At 68.0% G+C, this 13,232-nt stretch carries 11 protein-coding genes; 7 read left to right on the plus strand and 4 right to left on the minus strand.

Annotation, left to right across the window (positions count from 1 at the left end):
• Positions 1-173 precede the first annotated feature (173 nt).
• On the plus strand, positions 174-2,636 hold the full coding sequence (locus JF543_RS12275; RefSeq protein ID WP_242519712.1) for a DUF4073 domain-containing protein: 2,463 nt from the start codon (positions 174-176) through the stop codon (positions 2,634-2,636).
• 316 nt (positions 2,637-2,952) lie between these two features.
• On the opposite strand, the gene phnE is transcribed toward JF543_RS12275, so the two are convergent.
• The 4 genes from phnE to JF543_RS12295 form a co-directional block, all read right to left on the minus strand.
• Entirely contained in the window at positions 2,953-4,662 is a 1,710-nt protein-coding gene (gene phnE / locus JF543_RS12280) for a phosphonate ABC transporter, permease protein PhnE (protein ID WP_206824539.1), read from the minus strand.
• Positions 4,663-4,712: 50 nt separating this feature from the next.
• Positions 4,713-5,567 (minus strand): phosphonate ABC transporter ATP-binding protein, encoded by an 855-nt coding sequence (gene phnC / locus JF543_RS12285; RefSeq protein WP_206551545.1) that lies wholly within the window; start codon positions 5,565-5,567, stop codon positions 4,713-4,715.
• Between the two features lie 111 nt (positions 5,568-5,678).
• Positions 5,679-6,608, minus strand: coding sequence for a phosphate/phosphite/phosphonate ABC transporter substrate-binding protein (locus JF543_RS12290; protein WP_206551546.1), 930 nt, complete (start codon positions 6,606-6,608; stop codon positions 5,679-5,681).
• A gap of 54 nt (positions 6,609-6,662) precedes the next feature.
• The gene (locus tag JF543_RS12295; RefSeq protein ID WP_206821903.1) at positions 6,663-7,400 is read right to left on the minus strand and encodes an HAD-IA family hydrolase; all 738 of its coding nucleotides are present in this window, start codon (positions 7,398-7,400) and stop codon (positions 6,663-6,665) included.
• Positions 7,401-7,553: 153 nt separating this feature from the next.
• Between JF543_RS12295 and JF543_RS12300 the strand changes: the two genes are divergently transcribed.
• The 6 genes from JF543_RS12300 (at position 7,554) to JF543_RS12325 (ending at position 13,219) form a co-directional block, all read left to right on the plus strand.
• Positions 7,554-8,312 carry a GntR family transcriptional regulator gene (locus JF543_RS12300; RefSeq protein ID WP_347401157.1) on the plus strand — a complete coding sequence of 253 codons (759 nt, stop codon included), beginning with the start codon at positions 7,554-7,556 and terminating at the stop codon, positions 8,310-8,312.
• 199 nt (positions 8,313-8,511) lie between these two features.
• The gene (locus JF543_RS12305; RefSeq protein WP_347401158.1) at positions 8,512-9,447 is read left to right on the plus strand and encodes an iron-siderophore ABC transporter substrate-binding protein; all 936 of its coding nucleotides are present in this window, start codon (positions 8,512-8,514) and stop codon (positions 9,445-9,447) included.
• Complete coding sequence (locus JF543_RS12310) at positions 9,444-10,487, plus strand: iron chelate uptake ABC transporter family permease subunit (RefSeq protein ID WP_206824543.1); 1,044 nt, start codon at positions 9,444-9,446, stop codon at positions 10,485-10,487. Before JF543_RS12305 ends, JF543_RS12310 begins: the two co-directional genes overlap by 4 nt.
• On the plus strand, positions 10,484-11,536 hold the full coding sequence (locus JF543_RS12315) for a FecCD family ABC transporter permease (RefSeq protein ID WP_206824545.1): 1,053 nt from the start codon (positions 10,484-10,486) through the stop codon (positions 11,534-11,536). The genes JF543_RS12310 and JF543_RS12315 overlap by 4 nt, the downstream gene beginning before the upstream one ends.
• The gene (locus JF543_RS12320) at positions 11,529-12,368 is read left to right on the plus strand and encodes an ABC transporter ATP-binding protein (protein ID WP_410340598.1); all 840 of its coding nucleotides are present in this window, start codon (positions 11,529-11,531) and stop codon (positions 12,366-12,368) included. Before JF543_RS12315 ends, JF543_RS12320 begins: the two co-directional genes overlap by 8 nt.
• Positions 12,365-13,219 carry a siderophore-interacting protein gene (locus JF543_RS12325; RefSeq protein ID WP_206821909.1) on the plus strand — a complete coding sequence of 285 codons (855 nt, stop codon included), beginning with the start codon at positions 12,365-12,367 and terminating at the stop codon, positions 13,217-13,219. Before JF543_RS12320 ends, JF543_RS12325 begins: the two co-directional genes overlap by 4 nt.
• The last annotated feature ends 13 nt before the right edge of the window (positions 13,220-13,232 follow it).

Consider the following 13,232-nt stretch of genomic DNA (forward strand, 5'->3'; position numbering starts at 1 on the left):
CACGTCATCTGGGCCAGACGCCTGCGTGGACAGGTTTGCACAGATGTCTGTGGCCACGGCCCGGTTGGGGCGGGTGTGTCATGAAGCGTTCACCCAGCTGCCAGCCCATGTTCGCCTGTGCTGAGGACGCTTCCGAGTGGCCCGATCGAGTGGGCACCTCAGAAAGGAACTTCATGACATCGTCCTCTTCCGCGTTCTCGCGTCGGACCTGTGCCGTCGCGGGCGTGCTGCTCTCTGCGGCCCTCGTGCTGCCGCCAACTGCTGCGGCGTCCGCCACCGCCACGGAAGTGGCTCTACCGCCGACTTCTCCAGCGATCACTGAGACCGACGACTCGGCGCGTTCGTCCAACACGCCCGCGGAATCCGCGAGCGGGGCACCCAGCGCCGACGCGGCCGCCGACGCCGCGGAGGGTTCCACGATCTCGCTCTCCACCAGCGACGCGATCGCAGGCGCGCCACTTGTGGTCACCTACGCGACCGATCAGCCGGACGCACAGAACTGGATCGGCATCTACCGCGAGAACGTGACCCCCGGGGATTCGCCCTCGGTGATCTGGAAGTACACGCCGAACGCCAGCGGCGAGGCGGCCTTCACCTTGGAACTTGAGCCCGGCGCATACGAGGTGTGGTTCCTCGCAGATGGCGGCTACACCCCGCTCTCTGAGCCTCTGCCGCTCACCGTCACGGCTGATCCAAACGCGCCGGAACCGCTTGAGCCGGGCGACCCGGAGGCCCCCGTGAACATCGACCCGGTCGCAACAGATGTCAGTACGGACGGTGTGCTGCTGCGGGCCGGCTTCACGGACGGTTCCTTGCCGGAGGGGTGGTCGACGACGTTCGAAGCGTCCGTCACGGGCGACGACCGGTACGCCGGTTGGCAACCCACAACGCGCGCCGCCTGGTCTGCAACGAGTGACCGGATGCGGGACCGCTTCGGACGCACTGACCGCGGATTCCTGGTCGCCGACGCCGCGCAGTTCGGCGGGGCTCCGTTCACCGCCGCGCTTGCCAGCGCGCCGGTCGGCGTCGCTGAGCTCGATGCGGTGCGTCTCACTTTCGACAGCCACTACCGCGGGGCGCCCGGGCAGAGCGGCGTCGTCCTGGCCAGCTTCGACGGGGCGGCCCCGATCGAGGTGCTGCGGCTCGATTCGACGAGCGTGACAGACGGCTACGACGGCATGCAGTTGAACGCTGCCCAGGACGTCACCATTGACACCCCGGCGCGAGCGAAGTCCGTGGTGTTCTCGTGGGAGTTCACCGGTGGCGCCGAGGCGCAGTACTGGGGAATCGACTCCATCACGGTGCATCAGGCACAGGCCGCGACCGATACGGAGCCGACGCAGGCCTGGGTCGTTTCGGACATCCAGGGGCATCCCAAGGACCTCGCTCACGGAATCGAGGATTTCGCGCGGCTCTCTCCCGATGCTGACGGGCTGCTGATGGTGGGGGACATCGTGGCGTCCGGCACAACCCGTGAATGGCAGGAGGTAGCCGACGTAATGGAGGCCTCTGCAGCTATCCGCCCCCCGAAGACCGTAGCGGGCATGGGCAATCACGAGCGGTACGCCAACGGCGGTTTCGACGCCAACTTCCAGCGGTTCCTGACGTTCGCTGACAGGGATCGCGCGTGGGACGAGTACGTGCTCGAAGGGCCGGCGGGCGACCTCCCCGTGATCGTGCTCGGGCAGGAGATGGCAGGACCGTCTGATGTGCCGATGACGGACGCGCAGGTCGAGTTCCTCGAAGACCGGCTCGCACACTGGACGGCTCAGAACGCGCAGGTCATTGTCATGACGCACTTCCCGCTCGGGAACACCGTCTCCGCCTCGTGGCTGCCGTGGTACAGCGCCCACCACCAGCACAATCAGCGCCTCACGAGCATTCTCGGCAACTACCCCAACGCGGTGGTGCTGAGCGGCCACACGCACTACCCCGCCGAGCTCGGCGACTGGGCGATGCAGCGCCGCACCGCGGATGGCCACGCGGACGGGTTCTGGGCTGTGAACACGCTCGCGATGCACATCGAATGGGATGCGCGGGGCGAGAACACCGCTGGAGCGACCGAGGTGACCACGCGGGACGTCAATCGCGGGCTCACGCTGGACTCCTATGGGGACCGCATCGTGATCACCGCGCACGACTTCGCCACCGACACGCAGCTGCGGCAGATCACAATTCCGAACCCGCTTGTTGAGTTCGCTGCACAGCTCGCGCCGGACAGCGAGCGGGACGCGGACTACTCGGCTGTGGACACTGCTCTCGGCACCGTACCCGCCGAACTTGAGGGGTACACCCCGGAGTCTGCCGCTGTCGTTGCCGCAGCCGTTGCCGCCGTCGAGCGCGGTCTTGGTGCCGACCGCCAGGCCGAGGTTGCCGCGATGGCCGACGCGATCGTCGCCGCCGTCGCGGGGCTCGTGCCCGTCAGCACGGAGCCGGGTACGAGCACGCCGGAGCCCACTCCTGACACGGCGAAGCCGGGTGAGGCAGCATCCGGATCTGACGCATCCGCGCTTGCGACGACCGGTTCGGGCAGCGCCGTAGGGCTCTGGGCTGGTGCCCTTGCGCTGCTCTCGGCAGGCGCGGCACTCGTGCTCGCGCGCCGTGGGCGCAGAACACGGGAACACGTCACCGAGTAACCCGAGAAAAGCCGCACTCCTCGTGCTGAGGTCTCAACCTCAGCACGAGGAGTGCTTATCTATTCACAGATGTTTGGATGCTGAAGGACATGACGGGCGCAGTAACCACGCGGCTGTCCCTCCGCGATTATGCGGGGGATCGTGAGCGCCAACCGCCTCGCGAGTTATCCGTACGGTCGGTCTCCAGCAGCAGAAGCCGGACTCAGAGCCCAGCGGTGACGCTCACCGACAGAGGAAGACGGTGGCTTCCCCTAGGAGAAGCCACCGTCTTCAGTGAGCGATGTCGCGTGACATCGCGAAGTTCGATGCTCGCGGCCTACGCGAGAAGGCGGCGCAGCCAGGAGGAGAGACCCTCCACCAGAAAGACGATCACGAGAACGCTCAGAAGCAGGAACAGCATCTCATGCTGGTTGATTCGTGCCGCACTCGCGAGCATGTAGCCGATGCCCCCACCGCCGACGATGCCGAGGACCGTAGCCGAACGAATGTTGGTGTCGAGGAGGTACAACGTGTGCCCCACGAACGCCGGCACCGCCTGCGGGAACGTCGCCCCCGCGAAGACCTGCATTCGGGTTGCACCCACCGCGGTGAGTGCACGTTCCGGGCCTGGCTTCACCTCCTCGAGCGAGTCCGCGACAAGTTTGCCGAGCAGCCCGACGCCCCCGATCCCTAGTGCGAGCACCGCGGCACCGGGGCCGAGCCCTGTCAGGATGATGAAGAACAAAGCGAGAAGCAGCTCGGGCAGGCCGCGAATCGCGATCAGCGTGAGCCGAGCACCGGCGCGCATGATCGGGTTCGGAGCCACGTTGCGCGCGGCAAGTGCGCCGATCAGCAGAGAGAACACCACGGCGAACAGAGTCGCGGCGAAGGCGATCTGCACTGTCTCGAGGAGCGCGAGTGCCACATCGCCCCACTTCGCGTGCGCGAGCGACGGTGGCCACAGCCGTGCGGATGCGATCCCGAGGTTCTTCCAGAAGTATGCGAAGCTGCTGCCCTGCGTCGCGGCGATGACCACGGACACGCAGAGGATGAGGGCGGCTCCCCAGAAGAGGCCCGCCTGGCGTCGCCGATCCGGTGTCCAGGGAATGCGCCCCTCCCGCCCCTTCCGCAGCTCGGCATCCTGGCTGGCAGCGATACGTGCCGCGGCGTTCTTCGAAGCTGGCGCCGAGGTGAAACGTCGCACCAGTCGGTGAGCGATGCTGCGGCCCGCGGGCTGTGTTCCGAGCAGGGAACGCCGGATCAGTGCCGAGACGACCTCGAAGACGACGCACAGTACGAAGATGATGATCGCGTAGGGGATGGCCTCGCGGTAGTTCAGCGTTTGCATGGCGTGGCTGAGCTGCTGACCGAGACCTGCCACACCGACGAAGCCGAGAATCACCGAGACGCGGAGATTGATATCGGCTCGGTGCAACACGATTGCGATGTACGCGGGCAGCACTTGCGGCCAGACGCCGCCCCAGAACTGCTGCGCCCGGCTCGCCCCCGCTGCGCGCAGCGCGCGGACAGGGCCCTCATCGATCTGCTCGATCGCGTCGGCGGTGAGCTTGCTGATCATGCCAACGGAATGGATGCCGAGAGCGAGTACCCCGGCGAGTGCACCCTGCCCGATCACAAGGGCGAAGATCATCGCCATGATCGCATCTGGTGCCGCTCGTGTGGTGACGCCGAGAAAGCGCCCGAGTACCCCGCTACCGCGGCCCGGGGTCGTGTTGCGGGCGGCGAGATACGCAACCGGAATCGAGAGCGCGGCCGCGAGTGCGGTCCCGCAGAACACAATGGCAAGCGTCAGCGCACTGAGCCAGACCGTCTCTCCCACCGTGGGCCAGACGAACGGTACGGTGCGACCGAGAAACTGCCCTGTGTACTCGGTTCCCCTCAGCAGTTGATCCCAGGAGAGCCCGACGCCACGGAACGACCACAGGCCTGCGGCGAGCAGTGCGAGCAGCAGAGTGGTCGCGATGATCGCGTTGCGACTCGGTGGCGGGAGCGTGGCGCGATTGCGCCCCGATCGCGGGGATGGCACCGGCGGCCCCGACGGCGCCTGTCGCGTGACCGGTTCTGTCGTCACGCCGCTCACGCGAGCACCTCGCTCAGCTCGCGCGCGTCGTGGGATGCGGGGGTACCCGCGAGAACGACGGGCGGACCCGGCTGGTCGAGTGCCGCCGAGTCAGCATCCACGGAGACCTGTCGGTACACCTGCATCACGGTCTGCGCGTCGAGCCCGCCGGCGGGAAGGTCGAGTACCACTCCGCCATGCCGCAAACCGACGATACGATCGGCCCAGGCGAGAGCCAGATCTACCTGATGGAGGCTGCACACGACCGTGAGGCCGCGCCGTTCGGCGATCTCGCGGATCAGCGTCATCACCTGCTGTGAGGACTCGGGGTCGAGGGAGGCTACGGGCTCATCCGCGAGAAGGATCTCGGGCTCCTGCATCAACGCCCGTGCGATCGCGACGCGCTGTTGCTGGCCGCCCGAGAGCGTGTCAGCGCGCTGGAACGCGACGTGCTCGAGTCCTACCTCCGCGAGCAACTCGAGTGCGCGGATCCGCAGTCTGCGCGGGTAGCTGAGGAGCCCGAGTCGCGGGCCGCGGAGCGTGGCCAGTGCGCCGGTCAGCACATTCTCGAGCACTGAGATTGGGCCTACGAGTTCGAACTGCTGAAAGATGAAGCCGAGACGGCTGCGGATTGCTCGCAGCAGTCTGCCCCGTGCGTCTCCGACGGGAGATCCGAAGACCCGTACCTCGCCGGAACTCGCCATCTCCAGTCCGTTGAGATGCCGCAACAAGGTGGACTTGCCGGATCCGGAGAGCCCCAGGAGGACCACGATCTCGCCGGTGGCCACGCTGAGCGATACCCCGTCGAGGGCCCGTGTGGAACCGTACTGCTTCGAGACGTCGGTGAGCTGGATAGCTGGTGTGTCAGACATGGGGCGGTGCTCCTCAGGTCGGGATGGATGTCGTGGTGCGGGGCGCCCCGCGGACGGTTCCGGAGGCCCGAGCCGGCGTGCGGCGTCGGGCCTCCGGGGCTTATCCGTGGGCTACGGCTGGCACTGCGCGGCGCCGGTCTCTTCGCAGACCTTGCGCACGCTGTCGTAGTAGGAGTCCTCGACGGGGACGAGCTCAGTGAAGAAGGCTCTGAATGCGTCGGTGATCTCGATCCCTTCAGCAGCGATCTGGTCGATCGTGATGTTCTGGAGCGAGTCCTTGAGGGACTGCTGCACGTCATCCGGAAGGTTCGTGGAAACTACGAGAGGCGCACCCGGCACAGTGACCCGGTTGATCACCTCCAGGTCGCCTTCGGCGAAGAGCCCGTCTGCGATCCCCGTCACCTCCACGACGGCGTCCTCTACGAAGCCCGCATCGCACTCGACGCCCTGAGCCGTCTTCTGCGCGGACGCGTCGTGACCGCCCGCGAAGACCGGCGTCACGTCAGTCTCGGGATCGATCCCCGCGCCGAGCAGTTCCGCGCTCGGGTAGAGGTAGCCGGAGGTGGAGCCAGGATCGACGAAGCAGACCTTCTTTCCCTTGAGATCTTCGATCTTCGTGATGTCGGAACCGGCGGGCACGACCGTGAGCGACTCGTAGCCGGGCTCGGCGCCCTCACTCGTGACGGTCACGCCGATCGGCGTCAGCGGCGCGCCACCGTTCGTGGCGGCTACATAGGTGAAGCCCGAGAAGTTGCCGATGTCGATCCGGCCGGCGATCGAGGCCTCGACGAGCGCGGCGTAGTCGGTGGACTGCACCAGCTCGACCTCTTTGCCCGTCTTCGCGGCGATGTAGTCGACGAGAGGCTGGAAGTTGCTCTCGACCGACTGCTGATCAGGGACCATGCCCATGACCAGGGTGTTCTCGTCCTTGGCAAAGCCATCGGTGTCTGCGGACTCAGCGGGCGCAGAGCAGGCGACGAGCGTGCCGACGAGGGAGAGGCCAGCGACGAGCGCGAGGCCGCGGCGGAGTGGTGAATTCACGGGGATACCTTTCAGTGGTGGGTGCGGAACAAATGACGTGAGTGAAGTCGGAGATCAGGGTGTGGAGGCATGCGTGTTCCGTTGGGCGACCGCGCGGACCCAGGCCGCGTCAGCACCGCGCAAGTCCGGCACGGACTCGTGCGCGTCCGCTGTCCAGCTCGCGCTGTCCGCGCGGACGAGCACGCTCGTGCATCCGGCCGCGAGGGCAGCCTGCAGACCGACAGCGGAGTCCTCGAACACGACGCACTCCGACGGCGCGCGACCGAGTAGCTCGGCCGCCCGAAGATACGGCTCGGGGTGTGGCTTCGCCAGGGCCACGTCGTCGGCGCTGATCGTGTGGGTGAAGAGCGAGAAGTCGACCTGGCTGGCAACGGCATCGACCCAGCGCCGCGTGGAACTCGTCACCAGCACGAGCGGAACGCCCGCATCGTGCAACGACCGTAGGAGCTCTTCCGCTCCCGGGCGCCACCGGATGTTGCCTTCCATGGCGGTGAGCGAGCGCGTCTCGAGCTGCGCCGCGACCGCGGAGGGCTTGGCAACCTCTTCGCCGATCAAGGCGGCGATTCGGGTGCTCGCCTGCTCGGTTGTGGCTCCTTCGAGGCTTGCTACTGCATCCTCAGCGGGGGTCACGCCGAACGCGTAGAACACCGCGCGCACCGTGTCGAGCCATGTCGCCTCGGTGTCGAGCAGTGTGCCGTCCATGTCGCACAGCACGGCCAGGCGCGAGGAGAGGACTCCGGGCGCGGGGCGTTGAGGGGTATCCGCGATCAGTGAGGCGGGAGCGATGTTCACCCGAACATTCCGGCGGCCGCGGATGAGCACGGCCGAACGAATCCATGAACGTCTGGTGAACCCTCTGGAGGGTTGTGGCGGATAGGGCGGACAACTGCGAACGGCTGTCCGCCCTCGGCACGGGGGAGGTCACCGGCCCCGTACGCTGGCCCGGTGACTCCTCCATCCACCTCCTCGTATCGACACGTTCTGCGTGACCTACTCGCGCGGATCGTGGACGCCGAGTTTGCCGCTGGCACCGCGCTCCCGTCCGAGACGAAGCTCGCGGAACATTACGGCGTAGCGCGTGGAACGGTACGAAACGCGCTCTCCGGTCTCGCGGATCGCGGCATGGTGATGCCCGTGCAGGGGACGGGGTGGATTGTGCAGTCCACGCTGCATACCCAGAGCTTCGTCGAGCTGCGCTCCTTCGCGCAGTGGGCGCGGAGCAAAGGCGTAACTCCCGGCGGGCTCGTCCACGCAACGGATGCTGGTCAGGCAAGCGCTCTGGAAGCCCGCAAACTACGAGTCGCCTTGCGCAGCCCGGTGGTGCGGGTCACGCGCACCCGCACCTTGGACGGGCGCATCGTGATGCTGGAGCGCACGACCTACCCGGAGTGGATGACGAACCATATCGTCGCGATCCCCGCCGATGAGGCATCGGTGGTGGACGCAATGCAGCGGCGGTTCGGGATCACAACCGCGCACGCGGACTACGCCATCGATACCGTGCCCGCCTCGAGCGCGGACGCTGTGTTTCTCGACGTCCGCAGATCCAGCCCGCTGTTGCGCGTGCGGCGCACAAGCTTCACGAGCGGCGGTCGTCCCATCGAGTTCGGGGAAGACCGGTATCTGCCCGACACGGTCACATTTCAGGTGCAGGCGTCCAGCGTGTCGAACACGCTCACCCGCAGCGAGTTCAGCGCTAGTTAGCCGGGCTGCCTGGGGAAGGGCGCACGTTCGTCAAATGCAGGCTGGGGTCCCACGGGATCCCAGGCTTTGGGTAGCTGGTCAAAGGACGCCTCGCTACGCGTTTGACCGCTGGAGCCCACACGGACGAGGCATCTACTAATGTTAGCCTTACCTAAGTAGGTGCTCGACCTGCGAATCCCACCCGATGAAAGGCCTCACTGTGCCCGCACGCCTCCGCCGTCCCGCAACGGCGCTCCTCGCGCTCACCGCCGCCGCAGCTCTTCTGCTCACCGGATGCGCCGTCGCCGAGACCGCCGCTGACGACACCTCCGCAACGGACGCCGATCTGCGCCAGGTCGAGCACGCACGCGGCACAACGGACGTGCCCGAGCAGGCGCAGCGCGTCGTCACGCTGGAGCCGCTGGAGCTCGACACGGCGGTCGCCCTGGGTATCACGCCGGTCGGCGCGGCGATCGCCTCGAACATCACCGGAGCGCCCGCCTACCTCGGGGTGGAGGGTGTGCAGAGCGTGGGTACCGTCCCCGAGCCCGATCTCGAGGCCATCGCAGCGCTCAAGCCCGACCTGATCCTCGGCACCGAGACGCGCCACTCCGCGCTGTACGAGCAGCTGTCGGCCATCGCGCCCACGTTGTTCATCGCGACGCAGGCCGACCCGTGGCGCGACAACGCCGCGCTCATCGGCCAGGCCCTGAACCGTGAGGACGAGGTCGCCGCGCTGCTGGCCTCGGTCGATGAGCGTTGTGACACCCTCGCCGACGAGTACGCCGTCGACGGCCAGACCGCGCAACTGATCCGTCCCCGCGACGAGACCACCCTCAGCCTCTACGGGCCGGTCTCGTTCGCCGGCAGCCTGCTCGAGTGCGTCGGCTACACGATCCCCGAGCGCGACTGGGCCGACGGCCTGCAGGCAGACCTCTCGCCCGAGAACATCCTCGACGCGCAGGCCGATCACGTCTTCGTCACCACCATCGATGTCGACGACGCCTCGACCATGCCCGCCGCACTCCGTCAGAACGCCGATGCCTTCGCCGCCGCGACGCTTGTCGACACCAGCTACTGGGTGTCGGGCGTCGGACCGAAGGGAGCCCACACCGTGCTCGACGACATCGAGGCGTACCTCGAAGCGAACCGGTGAGGCCGGCCATCGAGGCGGGGCCGCGTGCGGTCCCGCCTCGCCGGCGGTTCCGTCGCGCGACGGCCGGGGCCGCCGCGCTCGTTGCCGGACTGGCCGTCGCCGTGCTGCTGTCCCTGCTGATCGGCGCCAACCCTCTCTCGCCGTCCGCGCTGCTCGCCGCGCTGAACGGGGCAGGCACACCCGAGACCTCCTTTGTGCTCTTCGACCTGCGCGTTCCCCGCACCCTCGTCGGCCTCGCTGCGGGCGCCGCGCTCGGAGTGGCAGGTGCGCTGATTCAGGCGTTCACCCGCAACCCGTTGGCCGACCCCGGCATCCTCGGCGTCAACGCGGGGGCCGCCATGGCCGTCGCCCTCGGCGTCGCGTTCCTCGGTGTTCACGGTGCCTCGCACACGATCTGGTTGGCATTTTTCGGCGCGCTCGTCGTCACCGTGGCCGTGTACCTCGTCGGGTCGGCGGGGCGGGGCCCTGCAGACCCGATCCGGCTCACGCTTGCCGGCGTGGCGCTCGGCGCTGTGCTCTCGGGCATCACCACGGGACTCATGCTCAGCAACCCCGACGCGTTCGATTCGATGCGCAGCTGGAACGCCGGTTCGTTGCTCGGACGCACCACCGATGATCTGCTCTCGGTACTGCCGTTCCTCGCCGTCGGGATGCTGATCGCGATCGCATCGTCGCCCGGACTGAACGCGGTGGGCCTCGGTGAGGACGTCGCTCGGGCACAAGGGGCGAACGTCGCGGGCATCCGCATCGGCGTCATCGTCGCCGTCACCCTGCTGGCGGGCGGCGCGACAGCGCTGGCCGGACCGATCGCCTTCGTCGGGCTCATGGTGCCGCATGTGATCCGCTGGACGTTCGGTGTCGATCAGCGCCTCATCATCCCGCTGTCGGCGGTGCTCGCACCCATTGTCGTCCTGCTCTCCGATGTGGTCGGCCGGGTGATCATCGCGCCCGCCGAGGTGCCCGTCGGCATCGTCACAGCTCTGGTCGGCGCCCCGGTTCTCATCGTGCTCGCACGCCGCAGAAAGGCCAGCACACTATGACCGCCTCATCGCTCGTCGCCGCACCGCGCCGGGTCGTCCTCGCCGCGGGGCCGCTGCGGATACCGGTGCGCGTGCGCAGTCTGTGGGTCGGCGCGGCGGCCATCGTGACCCTGGTGGTTCTGCTCGTACTGTCGCTCGGCCTCGGCTCGTATCCACTCGCGCCCACCGAGGTCGTGCGCGTCCTTCTCGGCGGGGGAGAGGCGATCGACCGCACCGTCGTCCTCGACTGGCGGATGCCACGGGCGCTGGCCGCGATCTCGCTCGGCGCTCTACTGGCCATCGCCGGCGCTCTGTTCCAAACGGTGACGCGCAACCCGCTGGCCAGCCCGGACATCCTCGGACTGTCGAACGGCGCGTTCACCGGGATGCTGCTGACCCTGGTGTTCGTGTCGGCCAGCGCCCCCGCGCGTACGGCCGGTGCGCTGATCGGTGGGCTCGGTACCGCCGCGCTGATCTGGTTGCTCGCCGCGCGGGGCGGGGTGCAGGGGTTCCGATTGATCATCATCGGCATCGGCATCTCGGCGATGCTGGCCTCGGTCAATACGTGGATGCTGTTGCAGATCGAACTCGAGACGGCGATGTTCGCGTCGGCCTGGGGCACAGGGTCGCTCAACGGTGTGACGGCGGATGCTCTCGGAATCGCTCTGTTGTGCGCGACGCCGTTCGCCGTGGCCGCCGCGATGCTCGTACCGCGACTGCGGCAGATCGACCTCGGCGACGACATGGCCGCGGCTACCGGTGCACGCCCTGCTTTCGTGCGTACGGCGGCTCTGCTGATCGGCGTCGTGCTGGTCGCCGCCGCCACCACGGTCGCCGGCCCCGTCGCGTTCATCGCGCTCGCCGCCCCGCAGATCGCTCGCCGGATCGCGCGGACGCCCACCCTGTCTCTCGGGCTCTCGGCGCTGCTGGGTGCGGTGCTGCTGCTCGCCTCGGATCTCATCGCGCAGCACGTGCTGCCGGTGCCCCTTCCTGTGGGGGTCGTGACCGTCTCGGTCGGCGGCGCCTACCTCGTTCTGATGATCATCTGGGAGATACGCCGCCGTGCCTGATCACGCACCCCGCAACGACCCCTCCGCCCGCTTGCGCGCCGAGGGGATCACCCTGTCGTACGACCGCACCATGATCGTGCACGACACCACCGTCGTGATCCCCGACGGGTCGTTCACCGTGATTATCGGCGCGAACGCCTGCGGCAAGTCCACACTGTTGCGCGGACTCTCGCGGCTGCTGGCTCCGGCGAGTGGAGAGGTGGTGCTCGACGGCAGATCGATCTCGACGTACCCCGCGAAAGAGGTCGCCCGACGGCTCGGGCTGCTGCCGCAGAGCGCGCTCGCGCCGGACGGGATCACGGTCGGTGATCTTGTGGCCCGTGGCCGGTACCCGCATCAGAACCTGCTGCGACAGTGGTCGGTCGCCGATGAGGACGCGGTGCGCCGTGCCCTGGCAGCGACCGGCACGAGCGAACTGGCTGAACGCGCGGTCGATGAGCTCTCGGGAGGGCAGCGACAACGTGTGTGGGTGGCGATGGTGCTCGCACAGGAGACGGACCTGTTGCTGCTCGACGAACCGACGACCTATCTCGACGTCGCTCACCAGATCGAGCTGATGGAGCTGTTCGCCGAGCTGAACGCGCAGGGGCGCACGATCGTCGCTGTGCTGCACGACCTCAACCATGCCGCCCGCTATGCCTCGCACATCATCGCGATGCGCGGGGGACGGATCCTCGCCGAGGGGCCGCCCGCCGAGGTGATCACGAGCGAGCGGGTCGAAGAGGTGTTCGGCCTCGCGAACGTGGTGATCGACGATCCGGTCACCGGCGGCCCGCTCGTCGTCCCTCTCGGCGGCGCGGCACGGAACACGAAGATGAAGGAGAACGTATGAGCAGCCCGCGGCCATGGGAGTACAGCGCCTTTCCGGTCGTGGTGACCGCCCGGCGGCAGATCAGCCCCGGATTCGTGCGGCTGACGTTCGGGGGTGAGGCACTCGAGCACTTCGCGACCTGGGGAACCGATCAGCGCATCAAGATCGTGCTGCCGCTGGCCGACGGGTCCTTTCCGGATGTCGGACTGCTCGACGAACCCACACCGCACCCGTCGCAGTGGTACACGCGATGGAAGGAACTGCCTGACGGTGCGCGCAACGTGATGCGCACGTATACGCCGTCCGGCATCCGTCCGGAGTCGCGCGAGATCGACGTCGACATCTACCTGCACGATCCGGCCGGTCCGGCATCGGCCTGGGCAGCGCAGGCCGTTCCCGGTGACCGTGTGGTGATCACCGGTCCGGACAGCCGCAACGGCTGGACCGGTTACGGGCTGCACTGGGCGCCGGGCGATGCCAAGCGGATGCTGCTGGTGGCCGACGAGACGGCGTTCCCGGCCGTCGCCGCGATCCTGCGCGCGGTGCCCGACGCCGAGCGGGTGGACGTGATCCTCGAATGCACCGACCCGGCCGATGACATCGTGACAGCGCATGCCCCGGCGCATGCGCACATCACGCGCGTATCGCGCGGCGATGACCCCGACTGCACCGGCGCCGAGCGCGCGGTCGTCGAATGGGGCCGGGAGCGCGGCGAGGGGATGCACGCGGACCCGGGGTTCTACGCCTGGCTGGCGGGGGAGTCCGGCACCACGGCGCGGGTGCGTCGCCATCTCACGGCGAGCCTCGGTGTGCCCAAGGCCAGGGTGGCGTTCCTCGGTTACTGGAAGGTCGGCGGGCCCCTCGTGGGGTGATCCGCGCGGCGGC

This window comes from Microbacterium esteraromaticum (assembly GCF_017303215.1).
GTDB lineage: Bacteria > Actinomycetota > Actinomycetes > Actinomycetales > Microbacteriaceae > Microbacterium > Microbacterium esteraromaticum_C.

What these genes read in the sequence shown, in the direction of transcription:
- JF543_RS12325 (WP_206821909.1), top strand. Translation starts at nt 12,365, where the DNA reads ATGAGCAGCCCGCGGCCATGGGAGTACAGCGCCTTTCCGGTCGTGGTG.
- JF543_RS12315 (WP_206824545.1), top strand. Translation starts at nt 10,484, where the DNA reads ATGACCGCCTCATCGCTCGTCGCCGCACCGCGCCGGGTCGTCCTCGCC.
- phnC (WP_206551545.1), bottom strand. Translation starts at nt 5,567, where the DNA reads ATGTCTGACACACCAGCTATCCAGCTCACCGACGTCTCGAAGCAGTAC.
- JF543_RS12275 (WP_242519712.1), top strand. Translation starts at nt 174, where the DNA reads ATGACATCGTCCTCTTCCGCGTTCTCGCGTCGGACCTGTGCCGTCGCG.